Source organism: Rhizobium sp. CB3090, from assembly GCF_029714285.1.
Classification (GTDB): Bacteria; Pseudomonadota; Alphaproteobacteria; order Rhizobiales; family Rhizobiaceae; genus Rhizobium.
On the sequence record NZ_CP121663.1, the window covers coordinates 21,423 to 43,625 of the forward strand.

Below are 22,203 nucleotides of genomic sequence, written 5' to 3' on the forward strand. Positions count from 1 at the left end.
CAGCAAGAATGGAGACAGATCATGACCATCGACGTGAAAACGGAAACCGCCCGCCTTCTCGACAAGCTGGGTGTTGATCGCGCCGCCTGGATCGGCGGCGACATGGCGTCCTACACCCCTGTGACGGGCGAAGAGATTGCCAAGGTGAAAACCGTATCCGCCGATGAAGCCGGCAAGGCGATCGAAGCCGCACATGAGGCCTTCAAGGTGTGGCGTCTGGTGCCTGCGCCGAAGCGCGGCGAACTGGTTCGGCTTCTCGGCGAAGAATTGCGTGCCGCCAAGGCCGATCTCGGACGCCTCGTCTCGATCGAAGCCGGCAAGATCATTTCGGAAGGTCTCGGTGAGGTCCAGGAAATGATCGACATCTGCGATTTCGCAGTCGGTCTGTCTCGCCAGCTCTACGGCCTGACGATCGCGACCGAGCGCCCTGGCCATCGCATGATGGAAACCTGGCATCCCCTGGGTGTGGTCGGCATCATCTCGGCCTTCAATTTTCCGGTCGCCGTGTGGTCGTGGAATGCGGCACTTGCGCTCGTCTGCGGCAACCCCGTCGTGTGGAAGCCCTCGGAAAAGACACCGCTGACGGCCCTTGCCTGTCAGGCGGTCCTCGAGCGCGCCCTTGCCCGTTTCGGCGAGGCGCCGAAGAGCCTGAGCCAGGTGCTGATCGGCGATCGTGCCATTGGCGAGGTTCTGGTCGATCACGAGAAGGTCGCGCTTGTTTCGGCCACCGGTTCCACGCGTATGGGCAAGGAAGTCGGCCCGCGCCTCGCCAAGCGTTTCGCCCGCTCGATCCTCGAGCTTGGCGGCAACAATGCCGGCATTGTCTGCCCCTCTGCCGATCTCGACATGGCGCTGCGCGCCATCGCCTTCGGCGCCATGGGGACGGCCGGGCAGCGCTGCACGACGCTGCGCCGCCTCTTCGTGCATGAGAACATCTACGATCAGCTCGTTCCGCGGCTGAAGAAGGCCTATGCCAGCGTTTCCGTGGGCAATCCGCTGGAAACCAGCGCCCTCATCGGTCCACTGATCGACAAGGCAGCCTTCGATAACATGCAGAAGGCGCTATCGGCAGCCAGGGCTGAAGGCGGCTCCGTCACCGGCGGCGAGCGTGTTGCGGCTGCGAGCCAGGATACGGCTTACTATGTCCAGCCGGCGATCGTCGAGATGCCGAAGCAGGCGGGGCCGGTGCTTGAAGAGACCTTCGCGCCGATCCTCTACGTGATGGAATATTCCGACTTCGACCAGGTGCTCGAAGAGCACAATGCCGTTGCGGCCGGCTTGTCATCTTCCATCTTCACGCTGAACATGCAGGAGGCCGAGCGTTTCCTGTCGGCCGATGGGTCGGACTGCGGCATCGCCAATGTCAATATCGGCACCTCTGGCGCTGAAATCGGCGGCGCATTCGGCGGCGAGAAGGAGACCGGCGGCGGGCGTGAGTCCGGCTCGGACGCATGGCGCGCCTATATGCGCCGTGCCACCAATACGGTGAATTATTCGAAGGCTCTGCCGCTTGCCCAGGGCGTCTCCTTCGACATCGAATAACGAGTGGGGTTGAGCCGATGACCATGAATACACAAATCGACGCGACGAGCTTCAGGCCGGCTTCGCGGATCGCGTCGATCGGCGTCTCGAAGATCCTGCAGATCGGCGCGCGTGCCAACGCGATGAAGCGCGACGGTCTGCCGGTCATCATCCTTGGTGCCGGCGAACCCGATTTCGACACGCCTGACAACGTGAAAGAAGCCGCCAAGGCGGCGATCGACCGCGGTGAGACCAAATACACCGCGCTCGACGGCACGCCGGAACTGAAGAAGGCGATCGCCGCGAAATTTCAGCGGGAAAACGGTATCGACTACGCGCTCGACGAAATCACCGTCGCGACCGGGGCGAAGCAGATCCTGTTCAATGCCTTCATGGCAAGCATCGATCCGGGCGACGAGGTCATCATCCCCACGCCCTATTGGACCTCCTATTCTGACATCGTGGAGATCTGCGGCGGCGTGCCGGTGCTTATCCCTTGCGACGCTGAAGTCGGGTTCCGTCTCAAGGCCGATCAACTCGAAAAGGCGATCACGCCCCGGACGCGGTGGGTGTTGTTCAACTCGCCATCCAATCCATCGGGTGCCGCCTATAGCGAAGCCGACTACCGGCCGCTCATCGAAGTGCTGCTTCGCTATCCGCATGTCTGGCTGATGGTCGACGATATGTACGAGCACATCGTCTATGACGGCTTCAAGTTCGTAACGCCGGTCGCGATCGAACGGCGGCTGAAGGAGCGTACGCTGACGATCAACGGCGTTTCGAAAGCCTACGCGATGACCGGCTGGCGCATCGGCTATTCCGGCGGCCCGAAAGCGTTGATCAAGGCGATGGCGGTGATCCAGAGCCAGGCGACGTCTTGCCCTTGTTCCGTCAGCCAGGCGGCCTCCGTCGAGGCGCTGAACGGCCCGCAGGACTTTCTCAAGGAACGTCAGGCGAGCTTCAAGCACCGTCGCGACCTTGTCGTCTCCGCCCTCCACGCAATCCCTGGCATCACCTGCCGCGTCCCTGAGGGCGCCTTCTACACCTTCGCCGGCTGCGGCGGCGTGATCGGCAAGACGACGCCTAAGGGCAAACGCATCGAGGCCGACAGCGACTTCACCGATTATCTGCTGGAAGAAGCCCATGTTGCCGTGGTCCCCGGCTCCGCCTTCGGACTGTCGCCCTATTTTCGGATCTCCTACGCCACCTCGGAGACGGAGTTGGCCGAAGCGCTGCGCCGGATCTCAGAGGCTTGCTCTAAACTGCAATGAATGAGGCGGGTCGTCCGTTAGAATCCGGAAACGGGCCCGGAATGTTGAGAAGGCAAGATGACCGCAGAATCCATTCTTTGGCGCGCAAGCGCACGTGAACACAGTGACGCCTTACCGTTGGATCGCGATCTGACGGTAGATCTCGTCATCGTGGGTGGCGGGTTCACAGGATTGGCGGCAGCACTCGAGGCCGCTTCGCAGGGAGCTTCAGTTTGCGTTCTCGAGGCCGAGACCGTCGGCCACGGTGGTTCCGGCCGCAACGTCGGATTGGTCAATGCCGGATTGTGGTTGCCGCCCGACACCGTCATCGCGCAGATGGGGGAAGCGCCTGGGCGTCGGCTGATCGACGTTCTAGCGGACGCGCCGCGCAGGGTCTTCAGCCTGATCGAACGCGAACAGATCGACTGTGAAGCAACGCGGAATGGAACCTTGCACCTGGCTCATTCCAAATCTGGGCTGAGAGATATCGAGGAACGCCATCGCCAGGGCAATCGCTACGGCGCTCCGCTGAAGTTGCTCGATGCTGCTGAAACAAGTCGGCGCACGGGAACAAGCGCCTATTACGGTTCTTTGCTCGATCCTCGCGCTGGCACCATTCAACCTCTGTCCTATTGCCGAGGACTTGCGCGTGCCGCGCAAAAGAAAGGGGCGACAATCCACAGCAAGTCGCCCGTCTCTTCGATAAACCGGCAGAACGATCTCTGGGTGGTGGAGGCCAACGGTTACACAGTGCGGGGAAAAGCGTTGCTCTTGGCGACGAATGCCTATCAGCTCGGCATCAAGGTGCCTTTCAGCCCGCAATATACGCCCGTGAGCTACTGCCAGTTCGCCACGGAACCCATGCCTGAAATAGCGCGAAGCCAGATATTGGCGGGCGGCGAAGGCTGCTGGGACACGGCGCCTGTGATGTCCTCGTTCCGCGTCGACCGTTCCGGGAGGATGATCGTCGGCGGGGTCGGCAATACCGAGGGGCCGGGGGCTGGTATCCATCGTGCTTGGGCGAGGCGCAAGCTTCGAAAGCTCTTCCCGGCGATCGCTAACCTCAAGTTCGAATATGTTTGGCGGGGCAGGATCGCGATGACGGACGACCACGTGCCGAAAGTCATTGCGTTCGGGCCGAACGCCTACGCGTGTTTCGGCTATTCCGGTCGGGGCATCGGACCAGGCACCGTATTCGGTACGCAGGCTGCGATTGCGCTTCTCGACGGCAATCCCGATCCGCTTCCGATCGATCCGATCGAGCATTACGCGGAGCGTTTCAGTGGCATCAAGGCCACCTATTACGAACTCGGTGCGACACTGATGCACCTGGTCTCTCCGGCTGTTCAATAAAGGGATCGTACGGCCGGGCGCATCAATCGAAACATTATTCAGCGTCTGCGGATCCCTGATTACGATCGACATGCAGGACGATCTTCTCGGGACGCTCGCCGTCCTTTCGCAAGAGGATGATTACGGTGCATTTCTCGTCACCCTGGCGAAATGACAGGAGCCGTCCTCTGGTCGTCGACAGGACGTGTTCCACCACGTCGGTGCAATCGGCCAAGCGATCCATTGCAGGAGCTGGCCGCAGCGCCTGCGCATTCGCCGGCGTAGCCAGAACCGAAACAATCGTCAAAGCGTTCCAAAACGAATTCATATCATCTCGGCACCTTATCGGAGACACGCTGCGAAACGGGCTTGACGGGTCCGCTCGTAACCTCGACAGCATAATTCCTGCTTCTGCTTTGCTCAACACCTTGGCAAGGCGTCAACACGGGTCCGACTGAGTGTCAGCGTCCACTGGTTCGGACCTCCCTCATCGTGAACATAAACAGATCGTCCATCGTTTTCGGCGACTTTGAGCAGCATCACCACCCAGTCCGAAGGCGCTTCTCCTGGAAGCTTCTGCCGTTCCAGCCACCGAATGAGATATCCTAAGTCGCCATAACCTATTTTAGGTTCAACGCGTGGCCGATAGAGCGCCCAGAGATAAACGATCACATAGATCCTCTTTATAGTGTGCCGCTGCTGACGACTGGTTGAAATCCGCGCCGCTCCCGTCAAAGAATCGACGGAAAACACGCGAATTAGACTTCCTTTCGAGTTGGCCTGGCGGGATCCAGATCCTGGATATCCTCTGCAGATCCACTCAACAATACATCTCCACCTTTGTTGATCAGGCTGCCGTGAATCGTTCCGCAAACGATCGCGGCCGCGCCCTTCTCGATAACGAGATCGCGGCCAATGCTTCCATAGAGTTCGAACCGTCGGCCGGCAGGAACCGTTAACGTGCCCGCGATAGACCCAAAGAACCGTACGTCGCGATCCAATACGATCGATCCATCGATATTCACATTGAGATCGTCCAAGCGATGCCCCTTTCGGTTACGAAATTTTGGGATAAGGTTCGCGAGCGCGCTGCAGTGGTGGCACCCTGGCGCGTATGGACCTAGCCTAAGCGCTCAGCGTGGCGCGCCCGCGAACGTCCTCCCAATGCGGACGCCATGAAAATATATCATACCATGATATAAAGAAAGGAAAATGTGTATGCCCTCAGCCATGCGGCGAGATTGGGCTAGGTGTAAAAAGCCGTCGGTCGGTATTGCATAGGCCATTCGGCATATGCTGGCCGTTCGGCAGACACTATGCGGCGGGCGCAACCATCCCTGTACAGGTGGCGCGAGTATCGCCGGAAACGACAAAATCAATTGATGGGGGTTAAAATGAAAATATCTCCGCTTGCTGCTTTCGCAATTGCTCTTATGGCGACGCCGGCCCTGGCTGAACAATGCGCGCCGATCACCAAACCGCAGGTGGAGCGGTTGTTTGATCGCTGGAACGCATCCCTGGCGACGCTCGACCCCGAAAAGGTCGTCGAAAACTATGCTCCTGACGCCGTCCTGTTGCCGACCTTGTCGAACAAGCCGCGGCTGACGCAGAAGGAGCGCAGGGAATATTTCGTGGGCTTCCTGAAGAAGCATCCGCAGGGGAAGATCAACAGCCGTACGATCAAAATCGGCTGTAATGACGCGCTCGATATCGGCCTCTACACCTTCACCTTGAAGGATGGCGCCAAGGTTCCGGCGCGCTACACCTTCACTTACGAATTCAAGCACGGCAAATGGCTGATCTCCTCGCATCACTCCTCGGCTATGCCGGAGAAGCACTCGAGTTAAGCGGCTTGAGGCGGGAACACCTTCAAGCGATCGATACGATCTCCAGTTCATGATCGCCGACCACGACTATGTCGCCAACAAATTTTCCCAAGAGAGATTGGGCGACGGGTGAAACGTAAGAGATCGTCCCCTGTTTGGGCTCGGCTTCGTCTTCTCCGACGATGCGATAGGTCTGCACGCGTCCGTCATCGCGGCTGAAGGTGACTATGCTGCCGAAGACGACGGTCTCATGGGACACCGGGGCTGGTATCATCTCAGCGGTGCGAACCCTCTCGGCGAAATAACGCAGGTCGCGAAGGGGGACTGCCGCCTGCCGCCGACGCTCGTTCACATCCTCGACAGCGCTTGCGGCTTCGTACCGGTCGCGGGCTTCCTGAAGCGCAGCATTGAGCGCCTTCCATCCCGCTTCGGTAACCAGATTCGGATGGGGCGAGATAGCGCGGTCGGGGAGCTGCGTCTCCGCAGCCGTTTCCGCGCTTTCCTCTTTTGTAAATGCGACAGCCAAAGCAAGCTCCGAAAAAATGAATGTCCTCTATTAGACGATATAGTTGGGCTATCGCGGAAGCCAAGACGACGGGGTGCAGACCTTGGGGAAAAGGTCGCATCGGCTTTATCGCAAATGTTCTCCTCGGCATCGACCACTTGCCGAGGAATTGAGCCCTTGGTTGTGACGACGCGTTGGCGGACTCGACGATGTCCTTCAAGACCTGACGTGCCCATATCCTGATGAGCGAATGGTTCACCACAACGGCGGGCGACAAATTCCCCATTCCTCCAGCTTCTGGAAAAACTTTCTCCATCAGGCAATGGCTGCAAAACAAATAGCCTATTAAATTCATAGATTATATAGCAATACTTAAGCATCAAGGCTTCGTGCCCAGCTAGTTGTAATGTGGAGAGGAACCATGAAGAGACAGATCAAGCTCGGTGCATTTCTTCCCGGCGGCGGCCAGCATATCGCATCCTGGCGCCATCCGGACCAGCCCGTCGACGGGGCGGTCAATCTCAAGTTCCACATCGAGCTTGCGCAGGCGGCCGAACGCGGCCTTTTCGATGCCTACTTCCTGGCAGACGGGCTTGCTATCTCCTTTGGCGGCGGCGTGGAGGGTGGCAATGCGAGGGTAGCAGGCTTCGAGCCGGTCACATTGTTTTCGGCATTGGCGCCGTTTACCAAGCACATCGGCTTCATCGCGACCTCATCGACGACCTACGAGGAGCCTTACTCTGTTGCGCGCAAATTCGCATCGCTCGACTTGATCTCCGGCGGCCGCGCCGGCTGGAACGTTGTCACGACTGCCACCGAAGCCGCCGCGAGGAATTTCAATCTTGAGCGGCAGCACCCCCATGCAACCCGTTATAAGCGGGCGGCCGAACATGTCGAGGTCGTCAAGAAGCTTTGGGAAAGCTTTGACGATGACGCCTTCATTCGCGATCGGGCAAGCGGCGTTTATTTCGATATAAACAAGGTGCACCGTACCAATCACCGCGGCGAACATTTCCAGGTCGAAGGGCCATTGAATGTCCCGCGTTCGCCGCAGGGTCATCCTGTCATCGTGCAGGCTGGCCAGTCGGACGATGGGCGCGGACTTGCCGCGGCCAACGCCGAAGTGATTTTCACGGCGCACCAGAAGCTCGACACCGCTCAGGAATTCTATCGCGATATCAAAGCGCGTGCGCGCAGCCTCGGTCGCGATCCCTCGCATGTGCTCATCATGCCGGGCGTCTCGCCCTTTGTCGGCCGCACGGAGGCGGAAGCGCGCGAGAAATACGAGCGGCTCACAAGCCTGATCGTCGAGGAGGATGGGCTCGCGCTGATCAGCGGGCTCACTGGCGGCGAGCTCGATCTCAGAGGCGCCGATCTCGACGGTCCGCTGCCTCCGGCGCCGCCGACTGAGGGCATGAAGAGCCGTCAGGAACTGATCCGGCGCATTGCGGACGAGAACAATTTCTCCATTCGCCAGCTTTATCAATGGATCGCTTCTGCACGTGGCCATTTCACCATCGTCGGCTCTGCCGTCCAGGTCGCGGATACCCTGCAGGAATGGTTCGAGAACGAAGGCGCGGACGGCTTCAACATCCTGCCGCCATGGCTGCCGACCGGCCTTAACGATTTCGTGGAACTCGTCATTCCCGAGCTGCAGCGCCGGGGCCTGTTCCGCACCGCCTATGAAGGCAAGACTCTCCGAGAAAATCTGGGCCTGCCTTTTCCGCAAAATCGGTGGGCCGCCGCCTACACCGAAGCCGCCGAATAACCGAGACAGCAAGGGGAAAAGCTCATGGCGCTTGATACTGAACAGCAGGCTCTCCTGGGGAGCTATCGCGAAACATATATCTCGCAGAGCAGGCTGATACGGCAAGCAGGAGCGCTGTTGCGCGGTTTCGTATCGCGCTACGGCCTGATCATTGTTTTCGTTGCTCTCTGGCAGGTCTCGCCGTCGCTTGGCTGGAGCAACCCGGCGGTTCTTCCGCCACCGGATGCGATCCTGCGGGCCCTCTGGAACGGGGTCAGCGGCGGACCGCTGCTCGGCGACATCGCCATCAGCCTCCAGCGCGCCGGCATCGCATTTGGCGCAGCCGTCGGCGTCGGTATTCCGCTCGGGCTCTTCATGGGGCAGATCCGAATTGTCGAACGCAGCCTCGATCCGATCCTGCAACTGTTTCGGCAGACATCCGCACTCGCGCTCTATCCGGTATTCATTTTATTGCTCGGCCTCGGCGAGGCATCGAAAATCTTCGTGATCTTCTGGGCAACTCTGTTTCCGACGCTTCTCGCCACCATTGGAGGCGTCAAACAGGTGGACGCCAAGCTGGTGGAAATGGCGCGTGTCTACGGTGCCAAGCCGCTTACGGTGTTTCGCCGCGTCGTCCTGCCAGCCGCCCTGCCGCAGATCTTTGTTGGATTGCGGCTAAGTGCCACCACCTCGCTTCTGCTGCTCATCGCCGCAGAAATGATCGGCGCCAATTCCGGCGTCGGGTTTCAGGTGATGAATGCGCAGTACAATTTCCAGATCCCGCTGATGTTCGCGGCAATTCTGTTGCTCGCGCTTCTGGGATTGTCGGCCAACTTCATCCTCGAGGCGTTGCAGGCCCGGCTCTGCCGTTGGGCCAGCCCCAGGACTGAAGGCTGAAACGCGCCACCATTTTCCATCTCATCCGATCTATGGAGTTCACATGCAGATTTCGCGTCGTTCTTTCGGCATCGCCGCGGTCGCAGCCGGCATGCTTCTGGTCGTCCCGGCAAGCGTTACCTTTGCAGCCGAGACAGATCAGGTCACCATCCGCTACCTCGCAAGCCAGGGTGGTCTTTCTGCCCATGAGCTTGCCGATGCGCTCGGCTATTTCAAGGACACCGGCCTGACACTCAAGGATGTCGGCTATGCTCAGGGCGGTCCGGCCTCCCTCTTCGCGCTGGCGTCGGGCAATGTCGAAGTCGGAGGCGCTGCGACCGCGGCGGTGCTGAACTCGATAGCCGGTGGCAACGATTTCGTCGCAGCCTATCCTTCGAACGGTATCGACAAGACCACCGAAAGCATCTTCTATTCGCTTGAGGGCAGCCCGATCAAATCGATCAAGGATCTGGCCGGCAAGACGATTGCCGTCAATACGCTTGGTGCCCATCTCGATTATACGGTGCGCGAGGCGCTTCATTCCGTCGGATTGCCCGAAAATGCGGCCAAGCTGGTCGTCGTTCCGGGTGCGCAGCTCGAACAGGTTCTGCGTTCCAAGCAGGTCGATGTCTCCGCCTTCGGCTACTGGCAGAAGACCTATGAAGGCGTGGCACTGAAAAATGGTGGCCTCCAGAAGATCTTCGGCGACACCGACGTGCTCGGTGAGATCGCCGGCGGCTTTACGGTGCTGCGCCGCGATTGGATCAAGCAACACCCGCAAGCGGCCAAGATCTTCGTTGAGAAGTCGCAGGCCGCGCTCGAATACGCTCGTCTTCATCCTGAGGAAACCAAAGCGGTGATCGCCAAGGTTCTCGCCTCGCGCGGCGAGAATGCCGACATTGCGCAATATTTCACCGGCTATGGCGTGCGTGAAGGTGGCAAGGCCGTACCGCGCGACCTGCAATTCTGGATCGACATCCTCGCCCGTGGCGGCGTTCTCAAGCCGGGGCAGATCAAGGCGGAAGACATTCTCTACGATCCGGCGAATTTCGCCGTCGCCGGCAACTGAGAAGGAGTGGGCCAATGGCTGTTGCTGAACTGACCCTGCGCGGAGAGGTGACGATCAAGAACCTCTCCAAATCCTACTCGATCAACGGCCGCCATCTCAATGTGCTGCAAGGGATCAGCAACCACATTCGCGCCGGCGAAAGCCTGGCGATCGTGGGAGCTTCGGGTTCCGGCAAGACGACCCTGCTCAGGGTTCTCGCTGGGCTCGAGAACGCGGACAGAGGCGATGTGCTGATCGACGGGCAGCCCGTTCATGGCGTAGGGGCGGATCGCGCGGTGATCTTCCAGGAGCCGAGGCTTCTGCCCTGGCTCACCGTGCTCGACAACGTCGCCTTCCCGCTCGAAAACCAGGGTCTGAAGAAGAGCGAGGCGAGGGCGCGTGCGCGCCGCTATGTCCAACTCGTAGGCCTCAGCGATTTCGCCGACGCCCTGCCGTCGCAGCTTTCGGGCGGTATGGCTCAGCGCGTCGGCATTGCGAGGGCGCTCGCGGTGAAACCTGAAATCCTGTTGCTCGACGAGCCGTTCGGCGCACTCGACGCCATGACCAAGATCACCATGCAGGAAGAGCTCGCTCGCATCTGGCGGGAGGAAAAGGTGACGATGATCCTCGTCACGCACGACCTGGAGGAGGCGGTCTATCTCGCTGACCGAGTCCTCATCCTTTCCAAGGAAAAGGGTGGGCGTACCCGCGAGATCGACATCGATCTTCCGCGACCCCGCAACCGAAGCGAGGCGCGCTTCGTCAAGTTTCGAGAACAACTGCTGAACGCTTTCGGGCTGCATTGAAGGTTGGCTAAGCGTGGCGGCCGAATGACCACTCGCCGGTTCGATGCTGCATTAAAATATTTAAATGACATCCGCCGGTCCGGCGTGGCAGGGTTTAGTTCCGGGTAATACCGGACGAGCACTATGACCTAACCTCCCTCTGCCGTCGCCGGCGGAGGGTTTTTTGTTGTTGCGGCGCAAAGCCGGTTCGCCGCAGGATCGTATGGCAGCTTAATGATGCAGGTCGATCGGCGCCTTGTGGAAGACATCGTCTGAGGGTGGAATCGCTTGGCGCTCAATCATGCGATGAACATAAGGCGGGTCGCTGCCGCCGTGGAGTGCCCGCAGCCGATCCATATTTTCCGCATCCGCCTGAGTGCGTCGCTGGTTGTGGCGGATGTATTCGACCCAGGTCGGTGTGTGGTAGGTTTCCGTCCAGATGCCGGGGTTTTCCAGATCGCGCATCAGCGCCCAGTTTCTGGCGCCATCGCGGATACGGATCCGCCGCCGCTGGGCCATCAGCTTCAGGAATTCCGGCAGATCCTGGTCGCCGATCTGATAATCGACAAGGATGACGATCGGGCCGCTGCGCGGCGTGATGTCCAGGCCGAGGGCAGGTTCGATGAAGCGGTTCAAAGGATCGAGATTTAGCGAGGCAAAGGCCGGCATCGAGAAACGCAGGCCGATGACGATGCCGACCAGCATGACCGCTGCCGAGCCATAGAGCGCTTCCGAGACACCGAAACGATCGGCTGCAACACCCCAGAGCCAGCTGCCGCCGGCAATGCCGCCAAAGGTCACCGTCTGATAGAGCGACAGGGCGCGGCCCACGACCCAGCGCGGCGTCGATAGCTGGACGATCGTATTGAAGAGCGAAAGGGCAAGTACCCAGCAGGCCCCGGAAACGAGCAGGCCGACACAGGTGAGGATAATGAAAGGGCTCAAGGCGGTCAGCATCATGCTGCCCGCAAACCCGGCGAAGGAATAGCGGATGATCAGCTCGCTGCTCATCGCCTCGCGAAGCCTAGCATTCAGCGCACCACCGCCGATCGCTCCGATGCCGAAGGATCCCAGCATGAAACCATAGGCCAGCGGTCCGCCGGAAACGAGATTGATCGCGACGATCGGCAGGAGAGCCAATACCGAACTGGCTCCGATGCCGAAGATGAAGCCGCGGACGAGTACTTTTTCAAGATTCGGCGACATCGAAATGTAGCGGAGCCCGGCAAAGATCGCGCTGCCCAGATTTTCACGCGGCAGCGTCGATGTCGAAGGAGCGGGTTTCCAGCGCATCAGCGCATAGATGAGCGCAAAATAGCTGACGGCATTGACTGCAAAGGCAGCCGCAGCGCCGGCGGCCGCGACGATGATGCCGCCGATCGCCGGGCCGACACTTCGGGTCATGTTGAAGCCCATGCTATTCAGCGTCACGGCATCCGGCAGATCCTCCCGAGGCACCATGTCTCCGACCGACGCCTGCCAGGAGGGATTGTTGAGCGCCGTTCCGCAGCCGATCAGGAAGGTAAAGAGCAGAAGCAGCCAGGGAGTGATCCAGCCCAGCAGAGCACACAGGGTCAGGATTGCCGAAACGGCCAGCATCAGACATTGCGCCGTCAGCATTATCCGGCGGCGGTCGAAATTGTCGGCAAGGGCACCGGAAACCAGTGAAAACAGCATGATCGGCAAGGCAGTCGAGGTTTGGACCAGCGCCACCATGTCTTCCGACGCCGTGATGGTCGTCATCATCCAGGCAGCGCCAACGGCTTGGACCAGCCCGCCGAAATTCGACGCAAGGCTCGCGAGCCAGATCCGGCGATAGGTCTCGTGCTTAAGCGGTTTGAACGTCGACGAATTCGATGACAAGGTTCCTCCAGCAGCTCTGATTCCCGCTCCGCTGCAATATATGACGAAGCTTTGCAGTGGCTAGGACGGATTCGCAGCCGAGCGCGGCGACGCCTTCAGTCGCATGCTCGTTTCGTGCAATGACGGCGAGCAGCTTCTGATTGCAGGCTGGTGAACAATAAAGGCGCGGTCGGATGCAGCGGAAATGAGCGGTCCTTAAAAAGGAACCGCTGGTAGCAGATCAAACACACAAAACGTCCAGCAATATCTGCTAATGGATCTTTCTTTCGACCTCTGTTGCCACGCTGAGCATTTGAAGCAGATATCGTATCAATGCGACGTCCTCGGTGGATGTCTGGTTTTCAAAGACCTGCGTGATGATAGCGTTCAAATTATTGGCCTGATCGTGCACCAGTTCCTTAATATAGCTTTCGGGTTCCGCAAAAATTACAGTTTGATTTTGTTTATCGCTTGTCATCTTACACCAGCTTGTCCTGAAGCGTCTTTCCGGTTTGCCCGGCATTCTGCAGCTTTCAATTCTCGATCGAATTGATCGATCATACGTTGTACCCATGGCTCATTGTAAACGTCATCGCCGTCTCGACGGCGATCGCGCTCTTCAGTGGATCTAATCTGCTCGACCAGTGCTCGCAGCAGTCGCATTACCCCCTCATTTCAGCTCGTTGCCGGAACTGAGTGACCTCGCAAATCTCTTTGAAATCCGTCGGTCGCATCTCAGCAACAGGCACTTGCAGCGCCTCCCGTTCGCACGATATTGCCTTGCTCCAAGCCGGTTCGCGCTCGCAGATGTGGCCATTGCTGTCACTTAGCCAAATAGGCGCTTTCATTCGTCTTGTGGTTTGAACGAGCTCTTGTATGAGCCAGGTAGGGCAAGTGGCTCAAAGTAATCTCGGGCTTCAGCGGGTTATGAAGCTCCGGTTCCAGCAAGAGGGTTGTTCCTTCGATGGAATAGAGTTGATGATGCCGTATCAAGCCGGCCACGGAGGGCTTGGCTTGGATCGGCACAACTATGCCGTCCTCGAGCAGGGACGGCGATCCGAGTTTGGTTACCTGCCAGCCTGTCGAAATCAAAAGATCCACCAATTTCGGGTGCGTTTCGACGATCAGCGAAGTGATGCCTGCAACAAGGCAAAACTCCATTACGCCCGTCATCAGGATATGGGAAGCCGGCACCTCATTGATGAGTATTTCGCCTTTCGCGACAACGCATCGGGTCCATTCAAAAATGTCCGGCGAACGTGGCCATGTTTGGCCGTTCATGATCTGGGGATATACGTCCGATAACAAATGCGGCTCTGTCGTGGGGAGCAATCGCGTATATCCAACGACCGCGTCTTCGTGAAAGAGGGCAAGATGCAGGGCTCGCTCGTGATCGAACTGGTCGATTTCCAATCCGTCGCTTCGGCGAATGGCTTCCCAACCGAGCCTTTCCACAAATTGCTCGTGTCGAAAGCGCCAAATTTTCTCCATTGCTTGTCCGTTCGATGCCGAACGACCGACGTAGAGTCTTATCATCCTTGCCCCTGATTTTAGGGCAAGAATGCATGATAGTCCCCGCCATTTAAATGAGTAAAAATACCCAGCTTTCTGACCTAGGCCGAGGCCGTTCCATGAACTTAGCTGAGCATTAGCAGGGGCAGCTCAAGGCGACACGTTGACGCGCAACCTGGCGCGAAGGCATGCTGACTTACCTGCAGCTCAACCCCGTAAGACAATTCAGCGAAGTATTCCGAAGCGAAAACTTTCCGCTATCATCTGCGCCGCATTCACGACGTTAAGCTTGCGCTGGACATTCAGGATCTCGTTCTGGATGGTTCGGTGCGAGCGTCCCAGAATTTCGGCGATCTCGATGGCTGTCTTTCCGGCTGCGCACCACTGAATGATTTCACGCTCCCGCGCCGTGATCCGCAACGGGCTCCGGTCCCGCGCCCTTGCCTCTTTTGCCATAAGACCGCGCAGTGTGTTGTGCGCATAGATCGATAGAATATGCAGCGCGCCTCTGGCGGCGTTGGAGAGGTCCACCTTTTCCGCACCGAATGTAACGATCGCTTGGAAGCCGCTCGCTGAGTGCAACGGCACGCTGTAGCCGTCTTTCATTTTGAATTCTCTGGCTTCGTTCATGACGCGGCGTGCGTGACGGCCGAGCTCTTGATCTCGCAGTGCCTCCGACCAAACGAAAGCGCCGTCCTGCATTTTAGAGAGCTGGATGACGGGATCGGCGTGGACATAGTTGTGCGAAACATAATGTTCGAACCACTCCGACGGCCAAGCATTCAACATGAAGTAGGAATCAATGCGCTCGGTGGGCAAGGGTATGCCGGAAATTGCAAAGCAGCTAAAACCAAAATGGCGTGCGGACTTGTCCAGAGAGCCGAGTACGTCTTCCTTGCTTTTTGCGGCCGCGGTTTCCGACAAAAAGTCGAACATTACGTTTGCAGTTGCCACGGCTTCACTGTTCACTCGCCCCTCCCCAGGATTTCGAATAATCCTAGCGCATATTAGCTCAAGGAAGTATTATTTTCATGACCATTTCGGGTTAATGCCGGCATTATATGATGTTTTTATAATAAAACCTGAGTCCGAGCGAGAAGGTCATTGGTGGAGAGGCGGTCTCGCATGATCGCGCTGACATGCGGCAGGTTCTTTGTCCAATCGAGAACGCGCTCAAAGGTAGGCAAAATTGCTTATTTACCGTTGCGTAAGGTAGTTGTTAAATCCGATACAAGGGAAGGAAACTGCAGCTGCAGGGTGCGGGCATACCGAGGGCCAAAGATGGTCTCTCGTATGAAGCTATGGCGTGCGAAATGGGCATCGTCCGGCCCGCTTTAAGGCATCTGGAAAGAAATTCCAAATAGCTGTGCAGGCAGGATCAACCTGCCGCGTGGACGTTCATGCCGACGGAAGCGCTAACTCTCGTCGACACCAACATAAAGTTGCAACTTTCGGATTCGACCTCGACATTAGCTGGTCGATGAGCGGCACGGCTGCGACTTCACCGCTGCCAGGAGAAAGCCAGCAACGGGTACGCAGCATGGGCGACCTGTTTCGGACCGTTTGATATGTGACTGATGGGAAGAGGCGCATGCTGCCTCATCGATCAGTCTTCAGGCCAGAATGATGTGACGTTGCTCCGCGGGGTATTCGTACTCTCGTGCCGTAATGCCATGTCTGAATTGCAAAAATCGAACCCATGGCAAGGCCTTGCGTCACGGTCAGAGACGACCGTGCGGGGTGCAGCGATTACGTTTGCGGCAAGCACAGAGGGCGTGATGAACAATCTTAAGGGATCTTGGAGACTGCTGGCTTGGCGCAGGACGACCAGCAAAGGAGATGTTTCCTATCCGCTTGGGGAGGACGCATCGGGTTTGCTTGTCTACACGTCGACCGGCAGGATGATGGTGCAAATGACGGCCGCACATCGTCCGGTTTTGGAAACAACCGATCCTCTCGGCGGTAGTGCCGAGGAGCGGGCGGCGGCCTATTCGACTTGTCTGGGTTATTTCGGCAGCTACAGGGTTGCCGATGGCAAGGTCACGCATAGGATCGAAGGCAGCTCCTTTCCCAATTGGTCGGAAACCGAGCAGGTCCGCCCTTACGAGCTTAGGGGCGATGAGCTGATCTTGCGCACGCCCCCCTCCGAGAGCGGTGGAGTAATCACCGTCAACGAAATCTCCTGGATCCGCGACAAGGGACCAGCCGGCGCCTGACTCACTTGGGCGCGGCTGCGCCTCATTCATGCAATTCGAGCGGAGGAACAGATGAACATCACCAGAACCATCCATCATACGGCCCGTGCTCGGGCAGGAGTGCCGCTTGCTTTGGGAAGGCAGCACCCGAAAGCGGCCTATCAACAAACCGATCTGGCAGCTCTTGCCAATTACCTCATCCTCCTGATGCTGCGCAACGTCACGAGCGACGGCTATATCATCGAGGATCCTGCCAATCCCGGGCAATATTCGGCGCCCGGATGCGTCGTCGCCGCGCCTTCTTTTCCCGCCAATACTCCCGGCGTCGATCAGGACTATGTCTATAATTGGGTGCGCGACGCTGCGATCACCGCCATCGAGATCGCCGCTGCCGGATTGCCTCTGGCTCCAGGCAGCGGCATGCCCAGTCTGATCGACTACGCCAGTTTCGCCAGGCTCTGTCAGACGAACGCCCATCCGACACTGGGGCATGCATGCTTTACCGTGGCCGGGCAACCGCGTCCGTGGACCGAACAGAACGATGGACCTGCCATTCAAAGCCTCGCTCTCCTGCAGGCCTATCCTCAGTTGGACACAGCGACCCAAGCCACTGCCAGGCAAGTCATCGAAACGAATGTCTCTTATCTCCTCGGTGTTTACCAGCAGCCCACGACCAATCTGTGGGAGGAGCACGAAGGTCTGTCCTTCTTTGCGCGCTCGGTTCAGCTTCGCTGTCTCCGGGAGGTTGCCGCCAATAGCTACGGCATTGGCGTTACAGCGGATATAAAAACGGCAATTGCCTGGCTCGAAAGCGCCCTTCAGGATCATTGGAACGGTTCATATTATGTGACGATGCTGGCGCCGGGCGCCGGTCCCGGCGTCTCAGTTGTTCCCGAAGAGCTTGGCTACGACCCGAACATCGACATCGTTTCGGCCTGCGTCTACGGAGCGGTGCCGGCAACCGATACAAAATTGCTTGCAACGGCAGCCCGGCTGCGAAGCCAGTGGGCGGATCCCAATTCCAGTGCGTTCTACCCGATCAATGCCGGAGATCAGACACGTGGGATCGGTCCCCTCTTGGGCCGCTATCCCGGCGACACTTATGACGGAGATGTCGCCCATCCCGTGGCTGGGGGGCATCCCTGGGCGCTGTGCACATGCAACTTTGCGGAACTTTACTATCGTCTCGCCAACGACATCGATCACGCCGGGACGGTTCCTTTGGATAGCCTGTCCCAGGATTTCTTCGCGCAGGTTGGGGTGACGAGCACGACCTCCGCCTCCGATACCGCAACCGCCCTCAGAAGCGCGGGCGATGCCATGCTGCGCGCGGTCATCTACCACAGCGATCGTTATGAACTGAGCGAACAGTTCGATGGCACGTCCGGCTATGAAAAGAGCGTGCACAATCTGACATGGAGCTACGCATCATTTCTGTCTGCCGTACGCGTCAGAACCAGCGGAAACAAGCTGTCCGGTAAGGTAGCCGGCAAGTCCGCGCGGGCCGCCGGGAGCAGAAAATGAGCGAGCGACTGGCAAGCTTCATTGCCCTCTCAAGCGCGCTGACCGGTTTCAACGCCATGAAGTTACACGCGACCGATCTGGCTGAAACCTATCTCGGCGTGCTGGATCAGATCGTTCCCACCGACATCGTGAACGATCTGCTCGACAGCTTCCGAGAATTGCCGGCGAACGGGGATGGTGGGCCATTACCGGCAATTCTCAGGGATCCGCAACTTGGGCCGATCGCGCGCAATGTGATCATGCTTTGGTACTGCGGCACCTGGCAACAATTGCCTGAGGGATGGCGCACCGCCTTTGGGGCATCGCCGCTCGATAAAACCCATCTGGTCTCCGGTGCGGCCTATCAGGCCGGCCTGCAGTGGCTGGCGGCGGGAGCCCATCCGCCGGGAGCCAAGCAGCAAGGTTTCGGTGCATGGGCGCTGGCGCCCGCGGGGGGAAGACATGGCGAACGAGATGTCCTTTGACGTGGTGATCGTTGGCGCGGGTGTTGCCGGCGCCATGATCGCAAAGCGTTTGACCAGGGCGGACATGCGGGTTCTGCTGCTTGAGGCGGGACCTGGCACGACGCGCAGTTTCGATGAATACACGCAGCATCTGGAGCATTTTTACGCCGCAAACAGCAAGGGCCCGGAATCGCCGTGGCCGCCGGCCGTCGCCGCGCCGCAACCCGACACAGCCGATTTGCAATCGAACAACGGCTACTTCGTTCAACGCGGCCCCAATCTCTACGGCAGCAGCTATACGCGGCTGTTGGGCGGATCGACCCTGCACTGGCTTGGCGTGTCGCTGCGGATGTTGCCGGAAGATTTTCGCATGCGATCGCTGCACGGGGTCGGGCGGGACTGGCCCATCGGCTATGACGCGATCGCTCCTTACTACGAGCAGGCCGAACATGAGATCGGCGTTTCCGCCGATGTCTCCGAACAGCACTATCTCGGGCTTAGCTTCTCGGATGGTTACGACTATCCGATGCAGCGCGTCCCGCCCAGTTTTTCGGACAAAACGCTCGGGGCGGCCGTTGACGGCATGGAGGTTGAGCTTCAGGAGGAGTCGTTCCGGCTCAGGGTTCGAAGCTATCCGGCGGCTCGCAATTCATTGCCACGCAAGTCCTATCGGCCGGTCGGCACCGGCTATCTTGGAGAGCGCTGCGAGGGCAATACGTCCTGTACGCCAATCTGTCCGGTGCAGGCGAAATACAATGCCGGCAAAACCCTCGCTCAGGCGGATTTGAACCGGTTGACCGTCCTGACCCAGGCGGTCGCCTCAAAGATCCATATCGATCCGGTAAGCGGCGAAGTGCAAGGGATCGAGTATCAACGCTACGAGGATCAGACCTCGTCGGAGGCAAAGACCTTCGTCGCAAAGGCTCGCGTCTACGTTTTGGCGGCGCATGCCGTGGAAAATGCCAAGCTCATGCTGGCCTCGGGTATCGACGGCCCGCGCGGTCAAGTCGGCAAGACCCTTATGGATCATCCGACGCTTTACGCCTGGGGGCTCGCGCCCCATTCGATCGGCGCCTACAGAGGCCCGCAGTCGACGGCCGGCATCGAGGATTTGAGGGGCGGCGCGTTTCGCTCGAAACATGCGGCTTTCCGCTTCGACATCGGCAATGACGGCTGGCGGGCGAGTACCGGAGCTCCCGATACGGCGGTCTATCAGGCTGTGATGAATGGCGGGCTCTATGGCTCGGCGCTGCGCGGCGAACTCGAGGCGACGCTGCCGCGCCAGATGCGCTTTTCGCTTGCGGTCGAACAGCTTCCCGACGCTGCCAACAGCGTCAGCATCGATCCTCGTTATCGCGATGCACTCGGCAATCCGCGCCCCGTGATCGACTACAGGATCGATGACTACACGCTGGCCGGAATGGCGGCCGCCTCGCGCGTTGCCGAAGCCGTGTTTCGTCGAGCCGGGATAAAGGATTGCACGGACCCCGATAAGGGAAGCTGGTTTCCGACTGTCTACTATGAGGGGCGCGCCTTTCGCTACCATGGAATGGGGCATTTTGCCGGCACGCATGCCATGGGCGCAGACCCCAGCGGCTCCGTCATCGATGCGGACCAGCGCGCCTGGGAACATAGGAACCTTTTTGTCGTCGGTTCCGGCAGTTTTCCGACGCTTGGCACATCCAATCCCACGCTGACCTTATCGGCTTTGGCATTGCGGACGGCCGATCGGTTGATCGCGAGTTTCGCCCACTGATCGCATTTGCATGTGCCGGCGAAAGCCGGCGGACGACTTCATCTATCAGGAGCGGTCCTTCGATCGCGCCACGCAAAAAAAGGGAGCAAGCAGAATGCATCGATCATGTCGGCTGCGCGCCAACCGGAAAGAAGGCCGGGAGAGTAGCCATCGTTTTTCGTCGCATGGGATGGAGGTGCGCCATGCTGTTTGCCATTGACTCCGCGCGAAGGACCGACATCGGAGCCGTCGCGTCGGACAGAAATTATGATGCGGTTATCGTCGGCACCGGCATCTCCGGCGCCATCATCGCCAATGAGCTCTGCAGGGCGGGCAAGCGTGTCCTCGTGCTGGAAGCCGGATCCGGAACGAACCGGAGCCTGGACGGATACGATGCACTGGTGACCAACTTCTATAAAGCCGCCAGCAAGGACAACCAGTCGCCCTATCCAGTCAATCCCAATGTTCCGATGCCGCGTAGCCCGGAGCTGCGCAAGCTTCAACCGGGCGAAACCAACGCTTTGACGTACATGGTGCAATCCGGCCCCTATGTGACCGATACGACCTATACGCGGATTTTCGGTGGCACGACCATGCACTGGGAAGCCAAAACGCCCCGACTGCTGCAGGAGGACTTCAAGTCGAACGCTCTTTACGGTCAAGGTCTCGATTGGCCGCTGGACTATCGCGACATCGAGGCGGACTATCAAACCGCGGAGCGCGAGATCGGCGTGTCGGCCGATGTCGAGGATCAGAGCTATCTCGATATCACCTTTCCCCAGGGTTACGTCTATCCCATGCGGGGTCTGCCGCTTTCCTATCTCGACCAGATGGTGGCCAAAGGCATCGACGGAACCACGGTCGAACTCTACGGAGAAACCTATCCCGTCAAGGTGCGGCCCTATCCCCAGGGACGCAACGGCATCCCCAATCCTGCCTATGACGGCGGCAAAGGATATGTGCCGATCGGTGCGGTCAATACGCATGAGGTCGAGGAGGGGGGACGCTGCCAGGGCAATACGAACTGCGTTCCGATCTGTCCGGTGCAGGCACGTTACCATTCCGGGAAAACGCTGGCGAAAGCACTCCAAACCGGCCGGGTCGATCTTCTCGCACAGGCCGTCGCCTCGCGTGTTCTGATCGATTCCGACACGGGCCGCGCCAGTGCGCTCGAGGTCAAGGTCTATAAGGATGCGGCCTCGCCCGACTATGAAACGATCACCGTCAAAGGCAAGATTTTCGTGCTGGCTGCAGGCGCCATCGAAACGCCGCGGTTGATGCTGGCATCAGGTCTGCAGAGTTCGAGCGGCTTGATCGGCCGCAACCTGATGGATCACGCCTATTTGCTGAGCTGGGCTCTGATGCCGGAGGTTTGCGGCACCATGCGCGGCACAAGTTGTACCGGAGGCATCGTGGATCTGCGCGGCGGCGCCTTCAGGCGGCATCAGGCGGCCTTCAGCGTCGATATTCACAATGATGGTTGGGGCTGGGCTGTCGGCTCGCCTTATTCCGACGTCACCGAACTCGTCGACCAGCACAATCGCTTCGGCGGCGATCTAAGGCAGGGCCTGATCGACCGCATTTCGCGCCAATTGCTGCTCGCCTTCATGATCGAAGTGATGCCGGTCGAGAGCAATCGCGTCTCCGTCGATCCGCAATATACCGACAAGCTCGGCAACATGCGGCCCGTGGTTTCGTTCACGGTTCCGGAATACACGATGCGCGGTGCTGCCTATGCGCGCGAGTTCGCAAAGACCATGTTTGCCCGGCTCGGCGCTGCGGATCACACCCGCTACGACACCAGCGACTACGGCTATGTGAACTATGAGGGCGAAGGCTACGCCATCCGCGGCGGCAACCACCTGGCCGGCACCCACATCATGGGATCGGACAAGCATAGGTCGGCCGTAAACATCGACCAGCGCTCCTGGGACCACGACAATCTCTATCTGGTCGGCGGTGGCAGCATGCCCACCATCGGCACGGCCAACGTCACCTTGACCCTCGCCGCGCTGTGCTACCGCAGCGCCCGAGCAATGCTGAAACAGTTGCAACGATAGGG

Annotated in this window: 19 protein-coding genes; 13 read left to right on the forward strand and 6 right to left on the reverse strand. The window is 59.1% G+C overall.

The window, feature by feature from the left end:
* Positions 1–21 precede the first annotated feature (21 nt).
* Genes QA646_RS18930 through QA646_RS18940 form a run of 3 tightly spaced genes read left to right on the forward strand, consistent with a single transcriptional unit; the run spans position 22 to position 4,124 of the window.
* Positions 22–1,542 (forward strand): aldehyde dehydrogenase family protein, encoded by a 1,521-nt coding sequence (locus tag QA646_RS18930; protein ID WP_283059795.1) that lies wholly within the window; start codon positions 22–24, stop codon positions 1,540–1,542.
* Positions 1,543–1,559: 17 nt separating this feature from the next.
* On the forward strand, positions 1,560–2,792 hold the full coding sequence (locus tag QA646_RS18935) for a pyridoxal phosphate-dependent aminotransferase (RefSeq protein WP_283059796.1): 1,233 nt from the start codon (positions 1,560–1,562) through the stop codon (positions 2,790–2,792).
* A gap of 57 nt (positions 2,793–2,849) precedes the next feature.
* Positions 2,850–4,124 (forward strand): FAD-binding oxidoreductase, encoded by a 1,275-nt coding sequence (locus QA646_RS18940; RefSeq protein ID WP_283059797.1) that lies wholly within the window; start codon positions 2,850–2,852, stop codon positions 4,122–4,124.
* A gap of 34 nt (positions 4,125–4,158) precedes the next feature.
* On the opposite strand, the gene QA646_RS18945 is transcribed toward QA646_RS18940, so the two are convergent.
* Entirely contained in the window at positions 4,159–4,431 is a 273-nt protein-coding gene (locus QA646_RS18945) for a hypothetical protein (protein WP_283059798.1), read from the reverse strand.
* 430 nt (positions 4,432–4,861) lie between these two features.
* Positions 4,862–5,143: a hypothetical protein gene (locus QA646_RS18950; RefSeq protein WP_283059799.1), complete on the reverse strand. Its 282-nt coding sequence runs from the start codon at positions 5,141–5,143 to the stop codon at positions 4,862–4,864.
* A gap of 393 nt (positions 5,144–5,536) precedes the next feature.
* Here QA646_RS18950 and QA646_RS18955 point away from each other — a divergent pair, with 393 nt between their 5' ends.
* Positions 5,537–5,950 (forward strand): SgcJ/EcaC family oxidoreductase, encoded by a 414-nt coding sequence (locus QA646_RS18955; RefSeq protein ID WP_283060568.1) that lies wholly within the window; start codon positions 5,537–5,539, stop codon positions 5,948–5,950.
* Between the two features lie 22 nt (positions 5,951–5,972).
* Here QA646_RS18955 and greA read toward each other — a convergent pair whose 3' ends face one another.
* On the reverse strand, positions 5,973–6,455 hold the full coding sequence (gene greA, locus QA646_RS18960; protein ID WP_283059800.1) for a transcription elongation factor GreA: 483 nt from the start codon (positions 6,453–6,455) through the stop codon (positions 5,973–5,975).
* 400 nt (positions 6,456–6,855) lie between these two features.
* Here greA and QA646_RS18965 point away from each other — a divergent pair, with 400 nt between their 5' ends.
* From QA646_RS18965 to QA646_RS18980, 4 genes are all read left to right on the forward strand, one after another.
* Complete coding sequence (locus QA646_RS18965; protein ID WP_283059801.1) at positions 6,856–8,202, forward strand: LLM class flavin-dependent oxidoreductase; 1,347 nt, start codon at positions 6,856–6,858, stop codon at positions 8,200–8,202.
* A gap of 24 nt (positions 8,203–8,226) precedes the next feature.
* Entirely contained in the window at positions 8,227–9,078 is an 852-nt protein-coding gene (locus tag QA646_RS18970; protein WP_283059802.1) for an ABC transporter permease, read from the forward strand.
* A gap of 91 nt (positions 9,079–9,169) precedes the next feature.
* Positions 9,170–10,126, forward strand: a complete 957-nt coding sequence (locus QA646_RS18975; RefSeq protein ID WP_283060569.1) for an ABC transporter substrate-binding protein — start codon at positions 9,170–9,172, stop codon at positions 10,124–10,126.
* A 14-nt stretch (positions 10,127–10,140) separates the two neighbouring features.
* A complete protein-coding gene (locus tag QA646_RS18980) occupies positions 10,141–10,911 on the forward strand; it encodes an ABC transporter ATP-binding protein (RefSeq protein WP_283059803.1) in 771 nt (256 codons plus the stop codon).
* Between the two features lie 210 nt (positions 10,912–11,121).
* Here QA646_RS18980 and QA646_RS18985 read toward each other — a convergent pair whose 3' ends face one another.
* The 3 genes from QA646_RS18985 to QA646_RS18995 all read right to left on the reverse strand — a co-directional run bounded on the left by QA646_RS18985 (position 11,122) and on the right by QA646_RS18995 (position 15,213).
* Positions 11,122–12,753, reverse strand: coding sequence for an MFS transporter (locus QA646_RS18985; RefSeq protein ID WP_283059804.1), 1,632 nt, complete (start codon positions 12,751–12,753; stop codon positions 11,122–11,124).
* Between the two features lie 801 nt (positions 12,754–13,554).
* On the reverse strand, positions 13,555–14,223 hold the full coding sequence (locus tag QA646_RS18990; protein ID WP_283059805.1) for an acyl-homoserine-lactone synthase: 669 nt from the start codon (positions 14,221–14,223) through the stop codon (positions 13,555–13,557).
* A 246-nt stretch (positions 14,224–14,469) separates the two neighbouring features.
* On the reverse strand, positions 14,470–15,213 hold the full coding sequence (locus tag QA646_RS18995) for a LuxR family transcriptional regulator (protein WP_283059806.1): 744 nt from the start codon (positions 15,211–15,213) through the stop codon (positions 14,470–14,472).
* A gap of 809 nt (positions 15,214–16,022) precedes the next feature.
* Here QA646_RS18995 and QA646_RS19000 point away from each other — a divergent pair.
* From QA646_RS19000 to QA646_RS19020, 5 genes are all read left to right on the forward strand, one after another.
* A complete protein-coding gene (locus QA646_RS19000; RefSeq protein WP_283059807.1) occupies positions 16,023–16,460 on the forward strand; it encodes a lipocalin-like domain-containing protein in 438 nt (145 codons plus the stop codon).
* Between the two features lie 51 nt (positions 16,461–16,511).
* Positions 16,512–17,963 carry a glycoside hydrolase family 15 protein gene (locus QA646_RS19005; protein WP_283059808.1) on the forward strand — a complete coding sequence of 484 codons (1,452 nt, stop codon included), beginning with the start codon at positions 16,512–16,514 and terminating at the stop codon, positions 17,961–17,963.
* Positions 17,960–18,427 (forward strand): hypothetical protein, encoded by a 468-nt coding sequence (locus tag QA646_RS19010; protein WP_283059809.1) that lies wholly within the window; start codon positions 17,960–17,962, stop codon positions 18,425–18,427. The genes QA646_RS19005 and QA646_RS19010 overlap by 4 nt, the downstream gene beginning before the upstream one ends.
* Entirely contained in the window at positions 18,405–20,162 is a 1,758-nt protein-coding gene (locus QA646_RS19015) for a GMC family oxidoreductase (protein ID WP_283059810.1), read from the forward strand. Before QA646_RS19010 ends, QA646_RS19015 begins: the two co-directional genes overlap by 23 nt.
* A gap of 182 nt (positions 20,163–20,344) precedes the next feature.
* On the forward strand, positions 20,345–22,201 hold the full coding sequence (locus tag QA646_RS19020; RefSeq protein ID WP_283059811.1) for a GMC family oxidoreductase: 1,857 nt from the start codon (positions 20,345–20,347) through the stop codon (positions 22,199–22,201).
* Positions 22,202–22,203 lie beyond the last annotated feature (2 nt).

Coding starts and splice junctions, on each gene's coding strand:
- QA646_RS18970 (WP_283059802.1), top strand. CDS start 8,227: ATGGCGCTTGATACTGAACAGCAGGCTCTCCTGGGGAGCTATCGCGAA.
- QA646_RS19000 (WP_283059807.1), top strand. CDS start 16,023: ATGAACAATCTTAAGGGATCTTGGAGACTGCTGGCTTGGCGCAGGACG.
- QA646_RS18965 (WP_283059801.1), top strand. CDS start 6,856: ATGAAGAGACAGATCAAGCTCGGTGCATTTCTTCCCGGCGGCGGCCAG.
- QA646_RS19015 (WP_283059810.1), top strand. CDS start 18,405: ATGGCGAACGAGATGTCCTTTGACGTGGTGATCGTTGGCGCGGGTGTT.
- QA646_RS18955 (WP_283060568.1), top strand. CDS start 5,537: ATGGCGACGCCGGCCCTGGCTGAACAATGCGCGCCGATCACCAAACCG.
- QA646_RS18975 (WP_283060569.1), top strand. CDS start 9,170: ATGCTTCTGGTCGTCCCGGCAAGCGTTACCTTTGCAGCCGAGACAGAT.
- QA646_RS18930 (WP_283059795.1), top strand. CDS start 22: ATGACCATCGACGTGAAAACGGAAACCGCCCGCCTTCTCGACAAGCTG.
- QA646_RS19005 (WP_283059808.1), top strand. CDS start 16,512: ATGAACATCACCAGAACCATCCATCATACGGCCCGTGCTCGGGCAGGA.
- QA646_RS18935 (WP_283059796.1), top strand. CDS start 1,560: ATGACCATGAATACACAAATCGACGCGACGAGCTTCAGGCCGGCTTCG.
- QA646_RS19010 (WP_283059809.1), top strand. CDS start 17,960: ATGAGCGAGCGACTGGCAAGCTTCATTGCCCTCTCAAGCGCGCTGACC.
- QA646_RS18945 (WP_283059798.1), bottom strand. CDS start 4,431: ATGAATTCGTTTTGGAACGCTTTGACGATTGTTTCGGTTCTGGCTACG.
- QA646_RS18980 (WP_283059803.1), top strand. CDS start 10,141: ATGGCTGTTGCTGAACTGACCCTGCGCGGAGAGGTGACGATCAAGAAC.
- QA646_RS19020 (WP_283059811.1), top strand. CDS start 20,345: ATGCTGTTTGCCATTGACTCCGCGCGAAGGACCGACATCGGAGCCGTC.
- QA646_RS18990 (WP_283059805.1), bottom strand. CDS start 14,223: ATGGAGAAAATTTGGCGCTTTCGACACGAGCAATTTGTGGAAAGGCTC.
- QA646_RS18940 (WP_283059797.1), top strand. CDS start 2,850: ATGACCGCAGAATCCATTCTTTGGCGCGCAAGCGCACGTGAACACAGT.